The following is a 23,325-nucleotide window of genomic DNA, read 5'->3' on the forward strand; positions in this document are numbered from 1 at the left end:
ATCACGCCTAGGCTGACGGCACCTATCCGGCACGTCTGGCTTGGGAGGTTTTGCGAGTGAGTGCTCCGACCCGCGTACCGCATGCCGGTACCGATTCAACGCGGTCACGCCCACGCCCGTCGAACGTCACGTGCAAGATTCTGATGGCAGTGACAGGGCTGATCTTTGCGGCTTTCGTGGTTGTCCACATGATCGGCAATCTGAAGGTATACACCGGCGCCGAACACTTCGACGACTATGCACACTGGCTCCGAACCGTCTTCGAACCGTTCCTTCCCTACGAGGGATTGCTCTGGATTCTCCGCACCGTTCTACTTCTCTCGCTGATTGCCCATGTGTGGTGCGCATGGCTTCTCACCGTTCGCGCACGCCGGGCCCGAGGACCGTTCCGCCGCAAGGGGTTGGGAATTTCCTCGTTCACTGCTCGGACGATGCCGGTGACCGGCGCAGTTCTCCTGCTGTTCATCGTCTTTCACATCCTCGACCTCACGACCGGCACACGCCCGATCGGCGCCGCCGACTACGAAGAGGCAACTCGATCGCAGAGTTACGCCTACGACAATCTTGTTGCCAGCTTCGAACGCCCCCTTGTCGCTGCCTTCTACATACTCGCGATGGCGCTTCTCGCTATGCACCTGGCACACGGATTGTGGAGCGCCGTCAATGATCTCGGAGTGACCGGTCAGCGGTTCCGGCAAGTTGCGGTCGCACTCGCCGGCATTATCGCGCTTGTAGTCATGGTGGGAAACATGTCGATTCCCATCGCCGTGCTGACCGGACTCGTTTCGAAAACAGGAGCGTGATCAGATGAGCAGCTTCGACGTCCGGGACCTGCGAACCATCGGCACACCGATCGACGGCAACGTACCGCCAGGAGATCCGTCGACGGCCTGGCCGAACCGCAAACTCGACTACAAACTCGTCAGCCCCCTCAATCGCCGCAAGTTCACCGTCATCGTCGTCGGCACCGGACTCGCCGGCGCTGCCTGTGCCGCTTCGCTAGGCGAATTGGGCTACCACGTCGAGTCGTTCACGTTCCACGACGCACCGAGGCGCGCACACAGCGTCGCCGCGCAAGGCGGCATCAACGCGGCCCGCGCCCGCAAGGTCGACAACGACAGCCTCGATCGATTCGTCAAGGACACCGTCAAGGGCGGCGACTTCCGCGGACGCGAGGCGGATTGCTTCCGACTGGCCGAGGAATCCGTGCGAGTGATCGACCACATGAATGCCATCGGCGCCCCCTTCGCACGCGAATACGGTGGCACGTTGGCAACCCGATCATTTGGTGGCGTCCAGGTTTCGCGCACGTACTATACGCGCGGGCAGACGGGGCAGCAGTTGCAGATAGCGTCGTCGCAGGCTCTGCAACGCCAGATCGCTGCCGGCACTGTGAACCTGCATACGCGGACCGAGATGCTCGATCTCATTGTCGCGGACGGACGCGCCCAGGGAATCGTGACGCGCGACCTTGTGACCGGCGAAATCAGATCCACCACAGGACATGCGGTTGTCCTCGCCTCGGGTGGCTACGGCACGGTCTTCCACAAATCGACTCTTGCCAAGAACTCCAACGCCACTGCCGCGTGGCGCGCGCACCGGCGAGGCGCATTGATGGCGTCTCCGTCCTTCATTCAGTTCCATCCCACCGCGCTGCCCGTCAATTCCGAGTGGCAGTCCAAGACCATCCTGATGAGCGAGTCGCTCCGCAACGACGGTCGCATCTGGGTACCCACGCAACCGGGAGATACCCGCGAACCCGGCGACATCCCCGAAAGTGAACGAGACTACTACCTCGAACGCAAGTACCCGGCCTTCGGCAATCTCTCACCACGCGATGTTTCCTCGCGCGCCGCCCGAGAGCAGATCGATACCGGTCATGGTGTGGGTCCACTGAAAAACAGTGTGTACCTCGATTTTCGAGATGCCCTCGCACGTTTGGGTCGCAAAACGATCGAAGAGCGGTACGGAAACCTCTTCTCGATGTATCGCGATGCCACCAGTGAGGATCCATACTCGGTGCCAATGCGGATTGCACCGGGGGCACATTTCACCATGGGTGGCCTCTGGAACGACTACGACCAGATGACGTCGATCCCCGGCCTGTTCGTCGGCGGTGAAGCCGGCTGGGGATACCACGGGGCAAACAGGCTCGGAGCCAATTCTCTGCTCTCCGCCTGCGTCGATGGATGGTTCACTCTTCCCTACGCAATCCCGAATTATCTTGCGCCCCTGCTCGGCACTCCCGAACTCGGCCTCGACGACGAGGCGGTGACGTCGACACTCAATGACGTGCGAGGACGCGTCGACCTACTGTTGTCCGTAGGTGGCAAGCACGGCCCCGACAGATTTCATCGCCAGCTCGGCGAGATCCTTTACGCGGGTTGCGGAGTCACCCGTTCGGCAGAAGGATTGACAAAGGCCATCACCGAGATCCGGGAGCTGCGCGGCGAATTCTGGTCGGACCTGCGGGTTGTCGGAACCGGGAACCAGTTCAACCAAGAGCTCGAACGAGCCGGGCGGGTCGCCGATTTTCTCGAACTCGCCGAACTGATGTGCGTCGACGCGCTCGACCGGGACGAATCATGTGGAGCGCATTTCCGCGCCGAGCACCAGACACCGGACGGCGAAGCACTGCGCGACGACGCTCACTGGTGCTTTGTCTCAGCCTGGGAAACCGCCAAGGACGGCCGGCACATCCGTCACGACGAACCGTTGTCCTTCACCGCTGTTCCGCTGCAAACGAGGAACTACGCATGAAAATCACTGTGGATGTGTGGCGCCAGAACGGTCCCGAATCTTCGGGCGCCTTCGATACCTATCAGGTTGACGACGCAAGCGTCGAGATGTCGCTACTCGAACTTCTCGATCGACTCAACGACCAACTTGTCGAAGAGGGAAAAGATCCCATCGCGTTCGATTCCGATTGCCGCGAAGGGATTTGCGGTTCGTGCGGGATCACCGTCAACAACACCCCACACGGACCAGTCGCCAACACACCGACGTGCCGCCAGCACCTCCGTAGTTTCTCGGACGGCGATCGAATTACTCTCGAGCCGTTCCGTTCTGCGGCATTCCCGGTGGTGCGCGATCTGGTGGTGGACCGATCGGCCATGGATCGCGTGCTCGAAGCAGGCGGTTATGTTTCCGTCAACGCCGGCACCGCACCTGACGCCGACAGCCAACCACTCTCTCATCAGAGTGCCGAAGCGGCGCTCGACTTTGCGGCCTGCATCGGCTGCGGCGCCTGTGTCGCCGCCTGCCCCAACGGAGCGGCCCACCTGTTCACGGGTTCCAAACTCACCCACCTGTCGCTGGTAACGCAGGGCCGCAACGAAAGAGGCAAGCGCGCCCGCGCGATGTCGGATCAGATGGAAGCCGACTTCGGGCCATGTTCCACCTACGGCGAATGCGCAAAGGTATGCCCGGCCGAGATTCCGTTGACCGCAATCGCCGCCGTCAACAAGGAATCCATGCGGTTCAGCCTGCGCCGCAAGGACAACTGATCACCAGGCACCGATAAGTTTCATCCACGCGCCACCGATGATCGTCCAGATGAGGATGATCACAACACTCATGACAAACCCGATCCGGAACCACTCGGACGTCTTGATGTACCCGGAGCCGTACACAACTCCGGCGGGACCGGACGCGTAGTGCGAGATACCACCGAACAGGCTGCCGATAAATCCGAACACCAACGCCGAGAACAGCGGTGGAGCGCCGGTGGCGACCGCTGCGCCGAGGAAGACCGCGTACATCGCGACGATCTGCGCCGTATTCGAAGCAAACAGGTAATGCGCGTAAAAGTAGACCAGCGTGAGGATCGCGAACGCCCAGATCCACGGTAGCCCGTCGACGCTGGACGAGACCTGCACGCCGATCCACGAGATCACGCCCAACTCTTCGAGATGACCTGCCATACCGACCAATACGGCGAAGAACACCAGAGTCTGCCACGCACCCTTGTCCGTCACGAGGTTGTTCCAACTAAGCACCTTCGTGACCAGGAGAATCGCGATGCCGACGAATGCCGTGGTGGTGGCGTTGACGTTGAGTTGTGTACCCAGACACCAGAGCACAAGCAGCAGAACAAACGTCGCGGCCATGATCTTCTCGTCACGGCTCACGGGACCGGCCTTACGTAGCTCGTCCCGCGCCTGCTCCGGAGCTTGAGGGGTTTTCAGCATGGTCGGCGGAAAAATCTTGGACATCACCCACGGGATCGCAATCAAGCTGGCAATTCCCGGCACCGAAGCCGCCAATGCCCATTTGCCCCAGGATATCTCGATTCCCAGTTTGGCGGCCGCGTCGACGGCTACCGGATTGCCGGCCATGGCGGTGATGAACATGGCCGAGGTAACCACGTTGACCTGGAGCGAGGTGAGGAGCAGATACGCACCGAGTTTCTTTCGGGACTCCTCCGGTTCGGGGTTGGAATCCTCGAGTTTGCTCAACGAGACGATGATCGGATACACCACGCCGCCGGCTCGCGCGGTATTCGACGGTGTTGCCGGGGCGAGGATCAGATCGGTCAGGGCCATCCCGTAAGACAGCCCCAGACTGGACTTTCCGAGTTTCGTGACGAACATCAACGCGATCCGTTTGCCCAGTCCGGTGACCAGAAAGCCTTCGGCAATGAAGAAAGACGCGACAATCAGCCAGATCGTGGTGTTACTGAATCCCGCGAGCGCCTCCGACGGGGTCTCCGTCTGTGTGATCATCGCAATCGACAAGCCGACCAGGGCAACCGATCCGGTCGGCAGCGGTTGCAGGATCAACGCGACTATCGTGCCGACAAAGATGCCGAGCATCTGCATGCCTTTGGGATCGACCCCGTCCGGCACAGGCAGGAAGAAGATGATCAGACCGAGGATCACGGGCACCGCAGCGGGGTAGTACCGCTTCATCATCGACGGTTCGGGTTCAACTACAACATCGGTGTGCTCGGATTTGGCCTCGGACATTTGCATCTCCTCGACTTGTCGCCTGACGGTGATTGTCCCCCACTTGCCCGATTTTCGTGCGGTCAATCACCACAGTGTCTCGACACATCCGAGCCCACACGCAATCATCGAAGTAACTCATCGTCGACGATCGGGAGAACTCCATGCGCGCACAACGAATCACGACCAACCTCAAAGTTTCCGACGTAGCGACGGCAAAGAGTTTCTACGCCGACTTTCTCGGCCTGAGCACCGAGGAGTTCAACCTGGAGTGGGTGGCGCGCTTCGCGTCTCCCGACTCCGATGCGCATGTACAACTTGTCACGCGCGATGCAACCTCACCCGAAGACTCGGTCATCTCCGTTCACACCGATGACGTCGACGGCGCGTACGACGAAGCCCGGAAACTCGGATACGAGATCGTGCACCCCCTGACAACCGAGGTGTGGGGTGTGCGCCGGTTCCTGGTCCGGGCGCCGGACGGCAACGTTGTCAACATCGTGGCTCATCGGAACTGACGTCGGGAAGCCATTCGACGTTTTAGGTCATTTGACCTAGAATTGACGGCATGACCGATTCACTGCGCCACGACCCCGACGGTGCCATCCTCGTAGCCGGCGGATACGGAACCGTCGGCAGCGCGCTGACCGCCTTACTTGCACCCGAGTTTTCGCTACTCCTGACTGGGCGCACCCCCGAGAAGGGCGCCGACCTTGCCCGTCTGTCCGGAGTTTCCGTCCGCCGCTGGGACCTCACGGATCCGGCGCCTTTCGACGCCTCGGCGCGTGCCGTCGTGTCCACGGTCAACGATCCACACGATCGCGTGTTGACTGCCGCAGTCAAAGCCGGAATCCCCTACGTGGACATCACCCGCTGGACCGCGCGGGTCGCCCGCGCAGCCACTCTGGCAAGCCAGATATCGCCTACCGCACCGGTTTACCTGTCGTCCGGCTGGATGGGCGGTGTCACCAACATCGTTGCCGCCGCGCTGGCCGAAGAAATCGGCGGCGCCGACACGATCGACGTCTCGATTCGCTACGACGTCAACGACGCTGCGGGACTCGACTCCGTAGAGTTCATGGACCGTCTCGGTCAGGACTTCGAGGTTATGCAGAACGGAAACCCGGTCACGGTCAGCCCATTGACGGATACCCGCTGGGTGGATTTCCCCGGATCGCGCACCAAGGTCGGAAGGATCGACACTCCGGAGCAATTCACCTTTCCGATGACCCTGAACGTCGACACTGCAAGCACTCGAATCGGTTTCAGCTCGAATGCTTCCACGACCGCGCTGCTTGCAGCCAAGAAGGTCGGCCTGTTTCGGTGGGGACGCGGAGAGCGCTTCACACCACTACGACGGGGTTTGCTGTACTCACCCGGCACCGGCGGTAGCGCTCAGGTACGCGTCGATGTCACCGGGTCCAACGGTGTTGCAAGCGCAACAATTGTCGATCCGCAAGGCCAGGCGCATCTCACCGCGGTGGGTGGCGCTCTCGCTGTGCGGCACGTCCTGAGCGACGACGCGCGTCCGGGAGTTGCTTTCCCCGAGTCGGTTCCGAACCCTGGCCGTACCGTCTCCGAGTTGGAGAATTTCGGCGTGGCATTATTACGCTCATGACCCCGACGAAGGGCGCCGTCCGCGCGGCAGCACTGCTCGACGCCGCAGAACAGGTACTTACGACGCAGGGCAACGCAAATTCGGCCATGCGCGATTTTGCCGCTGCGGCCGGCGTGCGGGTGGGGCACCTGCAGCACTACTACCCCACTCGCGCCGACCTGATCCGAGCAGTCATGGCTCGTGCGTTGACCCGTTCGCTCGACCGCCTGGCCGCCATGACCGATGCACCGCAGACAATCTCCCGTGCGGAATCCGAGCAGTTCGTCAGAATCCTGCTCGGCGAGCAGGACGACCCTGCCACTGTTCGGCTGTATGTCGAGGTGTGGGCGTTGTCCGCCGCAGACGAGGAAGTTGCGGCCGTAGTCCGAGACTTCTACGCGCAGTACATCGCGCACGTGGAGCGGGTTGTCGCGTGCACACAACCGGATCTTGATGCCGCGGGCCGCACAGCAACGGCTCAGACGATTGTGAGCCTGCTCGAAGGTTCTGCAGTTCTCCGTTCGGGAATCGCGGGCCGCAAGTCCGAGGATTCGGACCGAACACTGGTGAACACGCTGCAGTACCTGATTCACGGGTCCTGACGCGGACGTATCGTAAAGCCCATGAGCGTTGCAAACGAATGGGGCCGAATCACCACCTGGTGCCGCACACACGCACCGGTGACGGCTGCCGCGTTTCATCCTGGGCTCAGCGACAGCATCATCGACGAGTTCGAAGCGTCGACGGGTGTCTCGTGGCCCCAGGATCTTCGTGACCTCTATCGAGTCCAGAACGGCAGCCTGACTCACGACGACAGAACCGGACTCTTTCTCGGAAGCGTGCTTCCCGACAAGTTCTTGTACCCCATCGACGTCGCGACGGAGGTTCGTCTCACCCTCCTCGAAACCTGGGACGACGCGATCTACGAGAATCCCGACCTCTACCCTGCAGACGAGATGGATCGACGCGATCGCGACGACGCGGGTACTTCTGCAAACATGTTCATTCCGACGTTCATTCCCTTTGCCGGACTGGACGAATACCACTATTTCGTGGACACCCGCGGCGGCGCCCTGCACCATTGCGTCACCGAATACGCGTCCGACGGTACCGACAACGGCGGACCGATCTGGGCGTCCATCTCGGTCATGTTGGCTGCCCACGCCACCGCGCTCGAAACGGGCGACACCATCGGAGTGTGGAAACCCGTTGTGAGCAAGGGCGTTCTGGAATGGGAAGTCGACGCATGACGCCAGGGGCCGGTCCGACGCGTCGTACGCTCGCCGACGGTCGACGTATCTTCTACTTCGACGACGCGGGCACCACCCGCCCGCGGACCGCCCACGACCTACGCGAACTCCCTTCCGCCACAATTGAATCGCAGATGCGCTGCGACGTGCTGACCGGCGAGTGGATCACGATGGCGTCGCATCGTATGACGCGAACACACCTGCCCACCGCCGCGCAGTGCCCGCTCTGCCCGACCACCCGACCCGGCGCGCCCACGGAGATACCCGAGACGAACTACGACGTCGTGGTGTTCGAAAATCGGTTTCCCAGTTTTGCACCCGAACGAGGCGAATTATTGCCCGCCAACCGTTTCGGTCCTGATGATCGCGCTGCAGCCGGCCACTGTGAGGTGATGTGCTTCTCGAGTAATCACACGACGTCGGTGGGCGAACTGCCTCCCGAACGCTTGCGCACGATCGTCGGCGCGTGGATCTCGCGGACGGAGGAGTTGTCAGCGGACCCATCCGTGGAACAGGTATTCTGCTTCGAGAACCGCGGAGAAGAGATCGGCGTGACTCTCTCGCATCCCCACGGCCAGATCTACGCCTACCCCTACGTCACACCGCGCACCCAGGTGATGCTCCGTCAGGCGGACAAGCACTTTCAGAGCACCGGACGCTCGCTCCTCGCGGATGTCCTCGCCTTCGAACGACAGGACGGGGCCCGAGTGGTCTACTCCGGAGAGCATTGGAGTGCCTACGTCCCCACCGCCGCACGGTGGCCCATCGAGATTCATCTGGCACCGCACCGCGACATCCCTGACCTTCCGTCACTGAACACCGAAGAGCGCGAAGAACTTGCGCATGTCTATCAAGACCTGCTTCGGCGTATCGACGGCTTCTATCCGGGAGTCGACCACGTGCCGTACATTGCGGCGTGGCACCAGGCTCCGATTCGAATCGATCGGCATCTCGGCCGGTTGCATCTACAGTTGTTCTCGATCCTGCGCGCGCCCGGCAAACTCAAGTACCTCGCCGGCTCCGAATCGGCGATGGGCGCCTGGATCAGCGACACGGTGCCGGAAGCAGTGGCAACGCGCCTTCGTGAGCTGGCGTGATGAGTCCGGTGTCGAAAGATTCCGTACTCCAACAGTTCCGCGACAGGTACGGATATCAGGCGACCGGCGTGTGGTCTGCCCCTGGCCGCGTCAACCTGATCGGCGAACACACCGACTACAACAGCGGGCTGTGCCTGCCCGTCGCACTCGAGCAACGGACGCTCGTAGCGGTTGCCATACGCGACGATCAGGCCGTCCGCATACACAGCCGTCAGTCCGACGCCACATACGTGGGAACCGTCGGAGAGATCGGCGAGGACTGGGCCGCCTATCCCACGGCAGTCCTGTGGTCACTCGCCCGCGAGGGCATGACCGTCGGTGGCCTCGATCTGGTAATCGACTCGTCGGTCCCGGTAGGAGCAGGCCTGTCGAGTTCAGCTGCGCTGACCTGTTCAGTTGCGCTGGCGGTCAATGATCTTCACGGTTCGATCTTCACCAGGAATCACCTGGCGGCAGTATGCATCCGCGCCGAGAACGACGGCGTCGGCGCACCGACCGGTGGTATGGATCAAACCATAGCGCTCTTCGCCGAGCCGTCGACGGCCCTGTTGCTCGATTGCCGCGACGGAACGATCGAACACATTCCCTTCGCCCTCCGCGATGCCGGGTTCGAACTCATGGTCATCGACACGCGTGTGAAGCATTCTCTCGCGGACGGACAGTACGGACTGCGCCGCACCCAATGCGTCGACGCAGCAACTACTCTCGGAATCACCAGCCTACGAGAGGCCACCGCGGAGCAGGCGGAATCGCTGAGCGATCCGATACTTCGGGCGCGGACACGGCATGTGGTCACCGAAATCAATCGAACGGCACTGGCTGCAAAACTATTGCGCACCAGTAGAATCGACAGAATCGGCGAGTTGTTCAACCTCTCACATGCCTCACTGCGAGACGATTTCGAGGTCTCCTGCGAAGAACTTGACCTCGCAGTCACCGCCGCCCGACTCGGCGGCGCTGTGGGTGCCCGCATGACCGGCGGCGGATTCGGCGGATCAGCTATCGCACTGATTCCAGCCGGGAAGTCCGCCGATGTCACCGAGTCCATCCGTGGGGCTTTTGCAGCGCGAACCTGGCTGCCGCCGCATTTCCTCAACGTGGCTCCGGGCGGTGCGGCCACGCTCATCTGAGTGAAAACCTCCACGTTCCGAACGGCCGTCCCGCACGTCAGCGCGTGTAAGGTTCCGAGACCCCCAGACGCTCGCGTTCAGTGGTCACCATGTCGCGGACGTTGGCACGCAAACTTGCTGCGTCGAAGACGATGCCGTCCTTGATCGTGTAGCGGACTCCACCGACGCGAGCCATACTCCCGTCGGGTTGGCGCCGCAAATGACCGTGACCGTAGAGGGTCTTGAGGTTTGCAAGCGGGTTCTCGGCAGTGACAAGTAGATCCGCTCGTTTCCCTGGCTCGACGACACCAAGATCCTTGCGCCCCAGAAGGGTTGCGGCGTTGGAGGTAGCACACTGGATCACCTCGAGGGCAGTCAGTCCAGCCTCACGCAGTAGCTCCAGCTCCTCGATGAGGCCGAAGCCGTACAAGTTGTAGATGAACCCTGCGTCAGAGCCGGCGGTGAGCAGGCCACCGCGGTGATAGAAGTCTCGGACGAATGTCATCCACAACCGGTAGTTCTCCTTCCATTCGACCTCTTGCTCGGTCCCCCAGTCGGTGAAGTAGGAGCCATGCGTGTCAGGGTGCGGCTGAAAGAATTGCCAAGCCTGCGGAGCGGTGTAGTCACGGTGATACTCGCGACCGCGGGCCCGTGCAGCGTCACGGGAGGCGACGTAGACGACCAGCGTGGGGTCCATCGCTGTGCCGAGGGCGACAAGCTCGTCGATGGTCTCGTCCCAAACGCGGCTCCCCGGTTCGGCGGCTTCGCGCCAGAGCCGTCCGAGCTGCTCGAACCGATCATGCTCGTTGTTGTAGTTGTAGGAAGCAGGGAAGCGCTGAACGCGACGGTCTGCGAACATCGATTCCGGTAGCCCGTAGCCGTGTTCGATACTGGTGAGCCCCCAACGGGCGGTCGTGAGAGCGTTGACTCGGGCGACGTCACTCACCGCATGATGGCAGGCGGTGGCCAGCCCGAGCCGGGTGGCCTCCTCGACTGCGGCCTTGAATATTTCCGGTGGAGCGCCGAAGAACTTGATTCCCGCCGCGCCGGCGTCAGCTTGTGCCGAGACCCACTCCTCCGCGTCCTTGGGTGTATGAAATGGTTCGCCGCGTCCGGCTCCGAAGGCGGAGTAGGTGAAGATACGAGGTGCGGTGATCTCGTTGGCGTTGCTGCGGGCCGCCTCGTTGAGGGTGAACGGGACGCCGTTGACGATCGCGCCGGGCTCACGGACCGTAGTGATTCCGTGTCCTAGCCAGAGCTGATAGATGTAGTCGGCGCTTGGGCCCTGATGCGAGAAGCCGATGTGGGCGTGCGAGTCGATCAGACCAGGCAGCACGTAGTGACCGCTGAGGTCGAGAACCTCGGCATCGGTGTCGGTAACGCGACCGTATTGGGTCAGGTCTGTATTTCGCCCGGCGGAATTGATCGAGCGGATCTGGTCCTTCTCGATTACCACATCGGCGGGTCCGTAAGCCGGTGCTCCGGTTCCGTCGATGACAGTGACGTTCTTGAGCACCAATCGCTTGTACGGCCCGCGACCGAGGCTGCCGTCGGTTCCGGCGAGGATGATCGGGGAGGTTTTGTTCGACATGCGTTGCCCCTCTTGAGGTATGCGGGATGAGAATGTCCGACGGACCTTGCGCGACTCCGCCTGTGGTGATGTTTGTTGCAACCGGCGCGCCCCACCTCAGGCATCCGGGCCGACTCCCTGCACGTTGAAACACCGACTTACGTTGTGCGCAAACAAGTCAAGCCAGTTGCATCGCGCTGGCATCAAGGCGAACCACCGAAGGAAGTGATTCAAACACTAGATGCATTCATAGTTATATGCAACAATTGATGCATGATCCTTTCAGTGCTGACCTTGCAACCTGCCGACGGCCGAATCGAAGACTTGATCACCTTCTACCGAGAAGGAGGTGTCCTCGAAGCCTCGGGCGCTCTGTCGACGCAAGTCATGGTCGCCGAGGACAACCCGACCACTTTGGTAGTCACTGCACTGTGGCCGGACGACGAGGCATACACGGTGTGGCAGAATTCGCCGGTACGCCTGGAATTCGGTCGCAGCATGGCGTCGTTCTTCGACTCCGGAGACAGCGCACGCTCACACCGGTTCCACGTCGTGCACCACACCGACCGGGAATCCTGACTCAACTCGGTTGGCCACTCCAACGGGAAGAGACGACGTGGCAATCGAAGAATGGCTGGCCGACAGGGACGGGCGCGATACGCTCAGCCTCGGTGGGAAGAAAGTCGTCAACGTCCTCGTTCGAGCGCCCCAATTTGCCTCGTACGCTTCTGCCCGCGAGGTCGCCGAGCGCGCCGAAGTAAACGTCTCCACCGTCGTACGCACCGCACAACAACTCGGCTTCGCGGGATGGCAGGAACTGCGCGAGGAGTTACGAGCGATCTATCTCGGCGCCGTCGGAACGAGAAACGGCTCCACCACCGAGCCAACCGAGGCCACCCAGTTGTTCCGCCAAGACAGCGCCAACATCGCTGCCCTGGCCACCGATGCAAACCTCGCGGCCATCCGGGCCACTGCGGTGGCCATAAAACGCTCCCGCAGAACCCTCGTTGTCACTTCCGGAGTAGGCGCCGCACCCGCCCAGGTCCTCGGCACGCTCGGTGCCGTCTACGGACTCGACATCCAGGTCTCGTCCGGTCACCCGACGACCCAGGCAATCCAAGTCAACAGCCTCGGTGAGACCGACTGTCTGGTCGTCATCAATGTCTGGCGACTGACCCGGACCTTGCGCGGACTGACTCGGATGGGCCGCGAACGCGGCGCTACCGTATGCGTCCTCACCGACCTGCGCTCATCTCGCCTCGCCGACGACGCCGCACACTTGATCGTCTCTCCCATCGAGGGCATCGACGGTTCTGTCTCGGTCACCGCAATGGTGGCTGCGGTTCAGGCTGTACTCGGCGAGCTCCGCGACCCCGACAGCGATCGCGCTGCCGGTGTGGTCCAAAAGGTATGGAACGAACTCGATCTCATGGACAACCAAGACTGATTCGCGATTGTCAGGTTTTCCTCAATACATCCGGGCGGTGGCGGCCACCCGCCCCTGAGCGAACGTACCTCTCATCGCCTTAGATGCGGCGAGAGGTACGTTCGCTCCTCGAGATCCCCCTCACATAAATAGTCATCTCAGATACGAATTATGTAGATTCAGGTCATGCAACTGACGCAGTTCACCGACCTGGGATTGCGCGTCGTCATGCGGCTGGCCGTACTCGACGCCGACGCCTCCCCCAGCACCCGGGTAATTGCGGAGCAGCTCAACGTGTCGTATGCCCACGCCACCAAAGTGGTCACGCGACTCGGTGAGCTGGGCATAGTCAACACCAAACGCGGGCGCGGCGGTGGGCTCTCCATCACCGAACTGGGTCGCACCGCCACTATCGGCTGGCTTGCCAGACGCCTCGAAGGACCCGGAGAGGTAGTCGACTGCGAAGGCGACAAGCCGTGCCCTCTGCGCGGCGGATGCCTCCTGCGGAGTGCACTTCACGACGCGCAAGAAGCATTTTTTGCCTCACTCGACGGAGTCACGATCGAAGACGTGACGCGCCAACCGTCCAAAACTGTTCTGCTTCGCCTCACCACTCGGAGCGACGAAGCAGGCTGAACAACCGAATTTCGACCGAACGGAGCATCTTATGCTTTCCAGAGTGTCAACCGAGGTCATTCGCGCCACCCTTCCCGTGGTCGGCGCCGCCATCGGCGATATCACAACCCTGTTCTACCGCAAGATGTTCGACGCCCATCCCGAGCTCGAACGTGATCTGTTCAATCGCGGCAATCAGAAGCAGGGTGAACAGCAGAAGGCACTCGCGGGTGCGATTGCGGCCTTCGCGACATTGCAGCTCGAACCCGACAGCGCCAAAGTCGATCTCATCCTTTCGCGTATCGCCCACAAGCATGCGTCGCTGGGGATTACCCCAGACCAGTACGCGATCGTCCACGAACACCTCTTCGCCGCGATCGTCGAAATACTCGGCGATGCAGTCACTCCCGAGGTCGCGCAGGCCTGGGACGAGGTCTACTGGCTGATGGCCGAAACGTTGATCACCATGGAACGCGGGCTATACCAACTCGCCGGAGTCGCAGCCGGAGACGTCTGGCGCACGGTTCGAATCACCGAACGGGTATTGCAGTCCGCCGATACCGTGTCACTCACCCTCACTTCTCTCGACGGCAGTGTTCTCCCCACATTCGCTCCCGGACAGTATCTTTCAGTCGGCGTAGTCCTTCCCGACGGCGCTCGGCAGATTCGTCAATACAGCCTCTGTTCCGTGCCGAGCAGTGCCGACTGGCGAATCAGCGTGAAGAGAATTTCGGGCACGCCCGACGGCGAAGTGTCGAACTTCCTCTACAACAACGCATTCGAAGGATCCGAGCTGTCGGTAACGACACCGTTTGGCGATCTGATGATGCCGGACGACGATTCACCGCTCCTGCTCGCGTCGGCCGGAATCGGATGCACACCGATGATCGGCATGCTCAATCATCTCGTGGATACCGGCGCTCAACGCTCCGTGTCGGTCATCCACGCAGATCGATCCATCGCCGATCATGCTCACCGAGCTGAACTCAGCACGCTAGTCGGCAAGATCCCGGCCGCAACATTGCACCGGTGGTACGAAGACCTCGGCTCGCTCGCACCATTCGGCGCTGTTCACGAGGGACGTGCCGATCTGCGTGAGATCGAACTCGAACCGAACACACAGGCATTCCTTTGCGGCCCGATGCCGTTCATGCTGTCGATGCGCGAATCGTTGATAGCGCGCGATGTTCCGGCGCAAAACATCCACTACGAGGTCTTCGGGCCGGACAGCTGGGCGAATATCTGAAGGGACGACCAGTCAGTCGACCACCGGAAGCAGCAGCGGACCTGAGGTGTCGGCAAAGATCGTCACCGGCATCCCGGCCAAACCGCCGCGGAAGCTGATGTCTCCGCCGGTAATCGCCAGTCGCACAGCATGACCGGGCTCGAAGCGATGAACAATCGCAGGCATCGTCACCGGCACCGGTTGCGACGGATCGCTGATCCTGATCGGCGCGATCAGTCCGTTGATCAACGTCGAACTTCCGTCAGGTGCCACGTCGTACACCTTGGCAAACACAACCGGTTGGCCGGGCGCTGCGACCCGCAGCGTCACGGTCGGTGAACCGACAACATCCATCGTGTCGGTCATCGGAGCCGAGGTCCACAGGGCCTCGGTTCCGGGGATCTGCACGTTCGGAATATTGCCTGCCGGAGCGATATTGAGCGGTTCGATGCCAGTCGGAAGCCCAGCCGGAGCGGTGACTACGGTGTTGGCTCCGGGTACCGGCGGCACACCGTCTGGCAGCAGCGAGCCATCCGCGGAGAGATGGAAGGCCCGGTTGCTACCGACGTCCACGGTATTCGACGTCGCATAGGCCGGCGCTGCATTGCCGTCGTAGTCGACCCAATTACGGAAGTACGCAAATTCCGGCCCGGTGTCGGTATTCTCGTCCCGAAGATAATGATCGAACCAGTCGAGGAATCGGCCTGTTTCGTACTGAGTTTCTGCGTCAGGAGCGCCGAAGCTGAATTCGCCCGGCGCAGCAGCCAAGTGACTGTGACCCCACGAGTGCCAGATCATCTTCACATCCACACCACGGCTTTTCAGTGCTTCATAGGTAGCCGTCGCCTCGTTCAGATCGAACAGAGTGTCCTGTTGACCCTGGGCGAGCAACACCGGAATCTTGATCTGATCGACGTAGGACACCACCGACGACGCCCGCAGATCCGCGACTATCTTCGGACCCACGTCACCGGTAACCACCGCCTGCGCAATGGCATTGCACATGTACGACACATAGTTCGGGCACCCCTCCAACCGCGCGGGGTCGGCGACATACCCGTCGACGCCGGGATTCGTGACTCCCGCACCGAACAGCAACGACGCGAACAGTACCTTGGCCGCACCGGGTTCTACCGTCGATACGCCGGATACTATGCCGGTGCTGTTGGGCGCCAACGAATACGACAGATCGTTCCACGTGATCATGGGAATGATCGTGTCGATGCGCGGATCGACACTGGCAGCGGCAAATTGAATACCCCCGCCATACGAACCGCCCGACATACCCACGCGAGGATCGTTGATCGACGCTGCGCCATTGTGGTCCACGAAGTCCTGTGTCACAACATCCAGAGCCGGAAAAGGTTGCGTCAGATCAGGATCGGTGAAAGCAATTCCCTCGCCGCCACCGAGGAAGCTGACCAACTGCGACGCGGCGATACCGTCGTAGGCGGGAGCGTCGAGGGTGATCTTGCAGGTGGTTCCGCCAAATCCCAATCCCGAATACGTCAGACCCACGTAACCATTCTCGGCGAGAAACTGCACCATCGGAATCTGATCTTTGTACGATCCGCCAAACCCATTGGTGGTCAGGATCGCCGGCGCTCGATTGCCGGCACTGACGCCGTCGGGGATTGTCAGTTCGCCGGCTACCGTGCACTGCGTTGCCTGATCGGGGCCGACGTGAACCGAAAAGTACAGCAGCTGTGACGAATACGTACTGTCTGCGAGCGCGGGCGGCGCGAAGCCGAAGGCGCAAACCACTAGCGTGACGATACTGATTACCAGTCTCCGGCGCACCCGCATACCGTACACCCGGAACTGTTTCCGGGCCGGTTATTTACGGCAAAATGGAACTCCCCCACTGAGCGAAAGTACCTTTCGGCGCATCTAAGGCGACCAAGATACCTTTCGCTCGAAATGAGGAGGGCACCAAGTCTCCTGATCTCACTTCACTTTCAACGTTCCGTGCATGCTGGGGTGGTACATGCAGTGAAAGGTGTAATTACCTGCCTGAGCCGGCGCGGTGAATGATCCGACTTCTCCTGGCGGGACTGTGCGGTTGAACATGCCGGCCATGTCCGAAGTCACCGAATGCTGTGCGCTGCCGTTGTTGCGGATCGCGACAACCTGGCCGGGCGATACGGAATCCGGAGTCGTGTATTCGAAGCCGTTGATGATGATCTGTGGCTCCAGGCTCGCATTCTCCATCACCGGGACCACTGCCAACGAAGTATCGAACGGGACAGCCTCGTCGCCTGCCGCGGACGTGCTGTAGTCAGAACACGCTGTGAGAACGAATGTCAACAGGAACAACGCCGCGATTGCGGCGACGATCCTTCTCATGGGTACCGCCTCCTGGTCGAATCCCCCCGTCATCCCCCAATGCGATGATTACCCCTGGGAGCAGGCACCAAACGGCGAGGAGAGTATCGGTGACATTCGACGTACTCGCATTGGTTGCCTTCGCCGGACTCCTCGGGCCACTGCTGGCGGCCCGCGGAAGTTGGCATATCCCGGTCGTCGTGGGCGAGTTGGCGGCGGGTGTCGTTTTCGGAATCACCGGATTCGGATTGCTCGACGCGACCGACCACACATTCACGTTTATGGCCGACATCGGATTTGCCTTGACGATGTTGGTGGCAGGTTCGCATGTCCCGGTTCGTGATCCTGCGGTTCGGTCGGCGATGGGCAAGGGCGCGGTGCGTGCAGTGCTGGTCGGAGTTCTGGCTGCTCTCGCGGGATACGCAGTGGCAACGGTTTTCGATACCGGTCACGCCGTTCTGTATGCGGTGCTCATCGCGTCTTCGTCGGCGGCACTTATTCTTCCGATCGTCGATTCGCTCGGGCTCGGCGGAACGTCCGTTCTGCAGATGACGGCACAGGTCGCCATCGCCGACACGGCGTGCATCGTGGCGGTGCCGCTCGTGATCGACCCGGGGAACGCAGTGCGTGCAGGACTCGGCGCACTCGCCGTCATCGCCGCTGCGGTCGTGCTCTATTTCGTGCTCCGGTCGTTGCACCGCTCCGGGTCGTGGCGACGGCTCCACAAGTTCTCGGAGAAGCGGAAGTTCGCTCTCGAATTGCGGATCAATCTGGTGATCCTGTTTTCCCTGGCGGCGCTGGCAACGAGTACTCATGTGTCGGTCATGCTCGCAGGCTTTGCTTTCGGTTTGGTCCTTGCGGCGATCGGCGAGCCTCGACGCCTCGCGAAACAGCTTTTTGCCGTCACGGATGGCTTTTTTGCGCCGCTGTTCTTCGTGTGGCTCGGCGCTTCCATCAATCTTCGGGATCTCGTCAGCCATCCCTCGGCCATCTGGCTCGGCGTGACCTTGGGTATGGCGACGCTCGTTGTTCATGCTGTAGTCCGTGTTATGGGGTTGCCGCTTCCGCTCGGCATCCTGTCTGCCGCGCAGCTCGGAGTTCCTGTTGCCGCGGTGACGGTTGGCTCGCAACTCGGAGTGCTCGGCGACGGCGAGCCTGCGGCGATCCTCTTGGGCGCGATGATCACCGTGGGTGCCGCGACACTGGCCGGTGCGGCCGCGGCACGGTCGGGTCAGCCGCTTGCAGGGAAACTGTAAAGTTTCATTTCCGCGACCTATTTCGGTTTTCACCAAAACACGCACAAAGTCAGTTTCACCGGAATATTTACGTACTTGATCCCCGCGACTCTCCGAACAAATCAACCTGGTGAATGTTAGTTTTTCTTCGCTCGAATTCAATGCCAAAATAGATCTCATGCGCACCCCTGTTCATCTACCGACAGGGGGTAACTCATGGGATTTGCTCAGTAAATGGTTCCACGAGGAGCACGACTACGAGTGGATGAAACTCCACCGCTCCAGCCGCGCGATCCAGCCTCTCTGCCGCGCCTTGCTCGGCATCATGTCGATCATCTTCGGCCTTACTGCGCTCGTGAAACTCGTCGGCCCCGACGCGCCGCCGACAACATTTGGTAAATACCTTGGGGCGATCGTTGTCGTCAGTTGTTTTGTCATCGCGGGATATTGGTTCACTCGACCGTTTCCAGGTCGGCGTGGGCTCATCGCCTTTGCAATTTTTGCCGACATCGGTCTGGCTGGGGCGGTTCTCATGGTGTCTGATCGCGATTCGGCGACATTCGGGTGCATCACCTTTGCTGTGAGCGGCACCTACGCAACATTGTTCGTCAGCGCAAAATGGCTTCTGAGCCACGTAGCCTGGGCTACCGGAGTCAGCATCGTCGTTTTTGTTCTCGCGTTCACCGAAGGAACCGTCGACCACGGCACACTCCTTGCCCGGGCATTGGTCCTCTTCGCTGCGGTAACGCTACTACCGGTCTTCACGCACCTGACGTGGCGCATGATGTACCGCGATGCCCGCGAATCGGATCAAGATCCTCTTACCGGTTTGTTCAACCGCCGTGGGCTGGACGCGGCAGTTTCTGATCTTTTCGATCAAGCCCGCGACAATGCGTTGTGTCTCGCGTTCATCGTTGTCGATATCGACAAGTTCAAGTCGGTCAATGACGCGTACGGGCACGCCGAAGGCGATCTGGTAATCAAGAGAACCGCCAACCGACTCAGTACTCACCTCGGTCAGCGAGCAGTCATCGGCCGCGTCGGCGGCGAGGAGTATCTTGCGGTGATATCGGGGCCGGCCGACGTGATCACTACTGTGACCGGAGGCATTGTTCAGTCGATCTCCGACCACCCGGATCAAATACGCACCACAGTGAGTGTCGGAGTGGCGATCATGCCAACCGAATCGAAAGCGTGGACCGGCGGAACATCTGCAATCTCGGTCGCGTCGAATGCTGCCGATTCGATGATGTATCAAGCCAAGGCTGCGGGCGGAAATGGCTTCCGAACCACCAATATCTGAGCGGAAACTGTGCACCGGGAGTGATTGCCCTGCCTTCCCGCCCTTCGATGCAAGAATGAACGACATGTCCAGTTCGGAACGCGTGCGCAAACGAAGCACCTCGTGGCGCACCCTTCGGGAGTGGTTCAACGAACCGCACGACTACGAATGGATAAGCCATCTGCGATCGAGCCGCGCTATCGCGCCGATCTTCCGCGTGTTGCTCGGGGTCATGACTGTCACCCTCGGTTCCAGTGCATTCTTCAAATTGATCGGACCTGATACACCGACGACCACCCTGGGAAAACTGCTGTCGGCGAGCATGGTGATCGGTTCCCTTATCGTCATGACGTGTTGGTTCACGCTTCCGTTTCCAGGCAGACGCGGGCTGCTCGCTTTCGGCATATTCGCCGACCTCGGAATAGCTTCAGCAGTTGTTCTTGTCCCCGACCGCGACGCAGGCTTATTCGGATGCATTATCTTTGCAATAAGCGGCACCTTCGCAACACTGTTCGTCAGTGCGAGATGGCTTATTGCGCACGTAATCTTTGCAACGTCGATTACCACTCTCATCCTCGTGCTCGCGTATCAACAAGGAACCGTGGACCCCACGACCATCGCGGCACGAGCCACAGTACTTTTCGGCGCTGTGACCGTCGTACCGATCTTTTCGCACCTGACATGGCGCACTCTGTACCGCGATGCCCGCGATTCCGATCGTGACCCGCTGACCGGGCTGTTCAACCGCCGCGGACTCGAGGCGGCAGTCATCGACTTGTTCGATTCGGCCCGTGCGCAGGAAAAATGCCTGGCCTTCATCGTCGTCGACATCGACAAATTCAAAATGGTCAACGATCTTCACGGACATTCCGAGGGCGACCAAGTGATCATTCGTACTGCCGACCGACTGAAAACGCATGTGGGAAATCAGGGCGTCGTCGGACGGGTTGGCGGCGAAGAGTATCTGGCTGTCATTTCAGGGACTTCCGAGAGAATCTTCGAGTTGATCGACGGCATCACTTCCGCAATTTCGGATCACTCCGATCTTGTCCCGACCACCGTGAGTGTCGGGGCGGTGATCATGTCAGCCGGGTCGAAGGCCTGGACCGGTGGATCATCCGCAATATCTGTTGCGTCGAATGTCGCGGATTCGATGATGTATCAAGCCAAGGCCGCCGGAGGAAACGGTTTGCGGTCTACGGAAATCTGACGAACGGATGAATATGACGTCCCGATTCAGTCTTTGTCACGGCAAGATATTCTTCCAAATCCTCCGCATTCAGCGGCCTACTGATGTGAAACCCCTGAATAAGCTGGCAACCCGCGGCCTGAACGCGCCGCAATTGCACCGCCGTTTCCACGCCTTCAGCCAACGACTTCATCCCTAATGTTCCGGCAAGCTCAACTACCGATTGCACCACCGCCATCGGTTGGTCAGCGCAGTCGACGATAAACACGCGGTCGATTTTGAGGACGTCGATGGGCAGCCTCTGCAACGTCGCGAAAGACGAGTACCCGGTACCGAAATCATCCAGGGCGACAGTGACTCCGAGCTCGCGCAATCGATGTAGATCTGCGACGGCCCGATCGTCGACGACCCCGGTTTCGGTGATTTCGACCTGCAACAAATGCGGTTCGAGTCCGGTGGTTTTCAATACATCGACAACTGTGGCAAGAAAGCCTGTGGATACCAGCTGAACGGATGAGACGTTGACGGTGACCGCGATGCTGTCAGGCCACTTCGCGGCAGCCGCACAGGCAAGTTCCAAGGCTCGGGCCCCGAGCGGAATGATCATCCCGGTTTCTTCAGCCACTCCGATGAACTGGCGTGGTCCGAGAAGTCCGCGCACAGGATGATTCCACCGGATCAATGCCTCGAACGCGACCACCTGACCGGTGACCGCGTCCACCTGAGGCTGATAGTGGAGTTCGAATTGGTCGGCTGCGATTCCATGTTCGAGTTCCTGTTGAGCGGTGGCGCGCTCGGATGCCCGTGCTCGCAGAGCCGGCGAGAATCGGCCCACCCGGTTGCGTCCCGTCGACTTGGCCTCGTACAGAGCAAGATCTGCGAGCATGACCAATTCGTCGACATCAACAGAGTCGTCCGGAATTGTCGCGAAGCCTATGGTTGCACGCACCTCGATCCGGTTGCCGTCGACATAAAACGGTTCGTGCAGGACGTCGAGATAGCGTTCGAATCCGCCCCACTCACTGTGCTCGGCAGGCTTACGGACGATGAATCCGAACTCGTCACCACCCATGCGCGCGCACACATCCGAATCTGCGACGGCACACAGTCGCTCGGTGACCGCGAGCAGCAACCCGTCTCCCACCGGATGTCCGAGCGTGTCGTTGACGGATTTGAAGTTGTCGAGGTCGAGGATCGCGACGTGCACCTGGCCGTGATCACGGCCCGAGATTGCCTGTTCGAGCGCTTGTCCGAATGCCCGCCGGTTGGGAAGTCCCGTCAGAGCGTCCGTCTCCGCCTGCCGCAACATTTCCTGCTCGCGCAAGTACCACTCGGTGATATCGGAACCGACGCCGCGCCATCCGAGCATTTTGCCGTCCTCACGGATTCGCGGCTTCGCAGAGAGCGACCACCAACGGCAAACACCGTCGACTCGGACTGATACCACCAGGTCACCGAAGGACACCTGCCGTTCCAACTTGTCTACCAGCAGGTCAACTGCCTTCCGGCCCTCCACAGTGGAGGTAATAGCAAGTTGGTCGAGCATCTGACCGAAAGTCTTGTTCTGCAACTCGCTGACCGCCAACCCCGTTACCGCGGCGAACCTGGGGGACGTGTGAGTGAACCGTCCCGCAGCGTCGACTTCCCACAGCCAATCCCGCGATCCACCCTCGAATCCGTCGAGCAGCAAGGCCACAGTCTGACGTTCCGATTCGGCTTGAATCTCGGCGAGCCACCTCCGCTTGAATGACGCGGACAGATACAACGCACCGATCGTGAGTGCCAAGGTGTAGATCACCAACTGAAGCGTCAAGACCGGAAGATACGGCTTCGTGTGCGACAGGAAAACAATGAGCAAGCCGACGCCATGGACATATATCCAGGCCAAACTGGCCGATCGAAGAGTGTAGAAATTGATGGTTCCGGCGCCCATCAGTCCGGCCATTGTCGCGATGAGAATCACGTCGTCGTTTGCGGTCTCGGAAAACAGCAGCGCGAACAGAACCACGTCGAGGACTCCGATAACCACGACCTCGAACATCAGACCGATGTAGTCCCGGCGAACCGATCGTTGCGCTCGCCTCTGGCGCAGGGAAATCCACGCGTGAGTCGAGTTCACGAAAACAAGAAGGATCGCCACCACGCCGATCCAGCGAATCAGGTTCTGCTCCGGAGGAATGACGAACACCAGCACCGAACTGATGCCGGCCATGATGGCAAAGTTCGCCAACGGTGCGACCGCCACGGCCTCGTCGACCTGGCGGCGAAAGAAATCGCTGCGCTCGGATTCCGGAAGCATGGCCTGTCGACCTGTGTGTCGGAGCACCTTCAACATTCACATAGCCTGAGGCTGTGGCAGGTCAGAGGGGGACGCTGATGTCCGGGCATCGGGTTCCTCCTTTGTCGCCATACCGATCGGATTGCCGGTTGAGTAGAGTTTTCCAGACTTTTCGACTGTT

The 23,325-nt window shown here is 60.6% G+C and carries 21 protein-coding genes; 16 read left to right on the forward strand and 5 right to left on the reverse strand.

What is annotated here, in order from left to right; genetic code table 11:
- The first annotated feature begins 56 nt into the window (after window positions 1–56).
- Genes FFI94_RS28740 through FFI94_RS28750 form a run of 3 tightly spaced genes read left to right on the forward strand, consistent with a single transcriptional unit; the run spans window position 57 to window position 3,506 of the window.
- Window positions 57–803, forward strand: a complete 747-nt coding sequence (locus FFI94_RS28740; protein ID WP_138870825.1) for a succinate dehydrogenase cytochrome b subunit — start codon at window positions 57–59, stop codon at window positions 801–803.
- Between the two features lie 4 nt (window positions 804–807).
- Entirely contained in the window at window positions 808–2,760 is a 1,953-nt protein-coding gene (locus tag FFI94_RS28745) for a fumarate reductase/succinate dehydrogenase flavoprotein subunit (protein ID WP_138870826.1), read from the forward strand.
- Entirely contained in the window at window positions 2,757–3,506 is a 750-nt protein-coding gene (locus tag FFI94_RS28750) for a succinate dehydrogenase/fumarate reductase iron-sulfur subunit (protein WP_138870827.1), read from the forward strand. The genes FFI94_RS28745 and FFI94_RS28750 overlap by 4 nt, the downstream gene beginning before the upstream one ends.
- Here the strand turns inward: FFI94_RS28750 and FFI94_RS28755 are convergent, their stop codons facing one another.
- Window positions 3,507–4,967 carry an anion permease gene (locus tag FFI94_RS28755; protein ID WP_138870828.1) on the reverse strand — a complete coding sequence of 487 codons (1,461 nt, stop codon included), beginning with the start codon at window positions 4,965–4,967 and terminating at the stop codon, window positions 3,507–3,509.
- A gap of 143 nt (window positions 4,968–5,110) precedes the next feature.
- Between FFI94_RS28755 and FFI94_RS28760 the strand changes: the two genes are divergently transcribed.
- The 6 genes from FFI94_RS28760 to galK are packed head-to-tail and all read left to right on the forward strand — an operon-like array spanning window position 5,111 to window position 10,020.
- On the forward strand, window positions 5,111–5,464 hold the full coding sequence (locus FFI94_RS28760) for a VOC family protein (protein WP_138870829.1): 354 nt from the start codon (window positions 5,111–5,113) through the stop codon (window positions 5,462–5,464).
- A 50-nt stretch (window positions 5,465–5,514) separates the two neighbouring features.
- Window positions 5,515–6,564, forward strand: a complete 1,050-nt coding sequence (locus FFI94_RS28765) for a saccharopine dehydrogenase family protein (protein ID WP_138870830.1) — start codon at window positions 5,515–5,517, stop codon at window positions 6,562–6,564.
- Complete coding sequence (locus FFI94_RS28770; RefSeq protein ID WP_138870831.1) at window positions 6,561–7,145, forward strand: TetR/AcrR family transcriptional regulator; 585 nt, start codon at window positions 6,561–6,563, stop codon at window positions 7,143–7,145. The genes FFI94_RS28765 and FFI94_RS28770 overlap by 4 nt, the downstream gene beginning before the upstream one ends.
- A 21-nt stretch (window positions 7,146–7,166) precedes the next feature.
- The gene (locus FFI94_RS28775) at window positions 7,167–7,793 is read left to right on the forward strand and encodes an SMI1/KNR4 family protein (protein ID WP_138870832.1); all 627 of its coding nucleotides are present in this window, start codon (window positions 7,167–7,169) and stop codon (window positions 7,791–7,793) included.
- Window positions 7,790–8,890 carry a galactose-1-phosphate uridylyltransferase gene (galT, locus tag FFI94_RS28780; RefSeq protein ID WP_138873474.1) on the forward strand — a complete coding sequence of 367 codons (1,101 nt, stop codon included), beginning with the start codon at window positions 7,790–7,792 and terminating at the stop codon, window positions 8,888–8,890. The genes FFI94_RS28775 and galT overlap by 4 nt, the downstream gene beginning before the upstream one ends.
- Window positions 8,890–10,020 carry a galactokinase gene (galK, locus tag FFI94_RS28785; protein ID WP_138870833.1) on the forward strand — a complete coding sequence of 377 codons (1,131 nt, stop codon included), beginning with the start codon at window positions 8,890–8,892 and terminating at the stop codon, window positions 10,018–10,020. Before galT ends, galK begins: the two co-directional genes overlap by 1 nt.
- A gap of 37 nt (window positions 10,021–10,057) precedes the next feature.
- On the opposite strand, the gene FFI94_RS28790 is transcribed toward galK, so the two are convergent.
- A complete protein-coding gene (locus FFI94_RS28790; protein WP_138870834.1) occupies window positions 10,058–11,590 on the reverse strand; it encodes an amidohydrolase family protein in 1,533 nt (510 codons plus the stop codon).
- A gap of 252 nt (window positions 11,591–11,842) precedes the next feature.
- On the opposite strand from FFI94_RS28790, the gene FFI94_RS28795 reads away from it, so the two are divergent.
- The 4 genes from FFI94_RS28795 to FFI94_RS28810 all read left to right on the forward strand — a co-directional run bounded on the left by FFI94_RS28795 (window position 11,843) and on the right by FFI94_RS28810 (window position 14,856).
- The gene (locus FFI94_RS28795) at window positions 11,843–12,148 is read left to right on the forward strand and encodes a putative quinol monooxygenase (RefSeq protein ID WP_138870835.1); all 306 of its coding nucleotides are present in this window, start codon (window positions 11,843–11,845) and stop codon (window positions 12,146–12,148) included.
- A gap of 37 nt (window positions 12,149–12,185) precedes the next feature.
- The gene (locus FFI94_RS28800; protein ID WP_138870836.1) at window positions 12,186–13,016 is read left to right on the forward strand and encodes a MurR/RpiR family transcriptional regulator; all 831 of its coding nucleotides are present in this window, start codon (window positions 12,186–12,188) and stop codon (window positions 13,014–13,016) included.
- A 165-nt stretch (window positions 13,017–13,181) separates the two neighbouring features.
- On the forward strand, window positions 13,182–13,631 hold the full coding sequence (locus tag FFI94_RS28805; RefSeq protein WP_138870837.1) for an Rrf2 family transcriptional regulator: 450 nt from the start codon (window positions 13,182–13,184) through the stop codon (window positions 13,629–13,631).
- Between the two features lie 31 nt (window positions 13,632–13,662).
- Window positions 13,663–14,856 carry a globin domain-containing protein gene (locus tag FFI94_RS28810; protein WP_138870838.1) on the forward strand — a complete coding sequence of 398 codons (1,194 nt, stop codon included), beginning with the start codon at window positions 13,663–13,665 and terminating at the stop codon, window positions 14,854–14,856.
- A 12-nt stretch (window positions 14,857–14,868) separates the two neighbouring features.
- Here FFI94_RS28810 and FFI94_RS28815 read toward each other — a convergent pair whose 3' ends face one another.
- Together FFI94_RS28815 and FFI94_RS28820 are read right to left on the reverse strand one after the other, a co-directional pair.
- Window positions 14,869–16,641: a CocE/NonD family hydrolase gene (locus tag FFI94_RS28815; protein ID WP_397495519.1), complete on the reverse strand. Its 1,773-nt coding sequence runs from the start codon at window positions 16,639–16,641 to the stop codon at window positions 14,869–14,871.
- A 141-nt stretch (window positions 16,642–16,782) separates the two neighbouring features.
- Window positions 16,783–17,181, reverse strand: coding sequence for a cupredoxin domain-containing protein (locus FFI94_RS28820; RefSeq protein WP_138870840.1), 399 nt, complete (start codon window positions 17,179–17,181; stop codon window positions 16,783–16,785).
- Window positions 17,182–17,270: 89 nt separating this feature from the next.
- Between FFI94_RS28820 and FFI94_RS28825 the strand changes: the two genes are divergently transcribed.
- The 3 genes from FFI94_RS28825 to FFI94_RS28835 all read left to right on the forward strand — a co-directional run bounded on the left by FFI94_RS28825 (window position 17,271) and on the right by FFI94_RS28835 (window position 20,887).
- Window positions 17,271–18,416 carry a cation:proton antiporter gene (locus FFI94_RS28825; protein WP_138870841.1) on the forward strand — a complete coding sequence of 382 codons (1,146 nt, stop codon included), beginning with the start codon at window positions 17,271–17,273 and terminating at the stop codon, window positions 18,414–18,416.
- Window positions 18,417–18,573: 157 nt separating this feature from the next.
- Window positions 18,574–19,698 (forward strand): sensor domain-containing diguanylate cyclase, encoded by a 1,125-nt coding sequence (locus FFI94_RS28830; RefSeq protein ID WP_260684404.1) that lies wholly within the window; start codon window positions 18,574–18,576, stop codon window positions 19,696–19,698.
- Between the two features lie 64 nt (window positions 19,699–19,762).
- Window positions 19,763–20,887, forward strand: a complete 1,125-nt coding sequence (locus FFI94_RS28835; RefSeq protein ID WP_260684405.1) for a GGDEF domain-containing protein — start codon at window positions 19,763–19,765, stop codon at window positions 20,885–20,887.
- Here the strand turns inward: FFI94_RS28835 and FFI94_RS28840 are convergent.
- Complete coding sequence (locus tag FFI94_RS28840) at window positions 20,874–23,201, reverse strand: bifunctional diguanylate cyclase/phosphodiesterase (protein WP_138870843.1); 2,328 nt, start codon at window positions 23,199–23,201, stop codon at window positions 20,874–20,876. The genes FFI94_RS28835 and FFI94_RS28840 overlap by 14 nt on opposite strands.
- Between the last annotated feature and the right edge of the window lie 124 nt (window positions 23,202–23,325).

It is taken from the genome of Rhodococcus sp. KBS0724 (assembly GCF_005938745.2).
Classification (GTDB): Bacteria; Actinomycetota; Actinomycetes; order Mycobacteriales; family Mycobacteriaceae; genus Rhodococcus_F.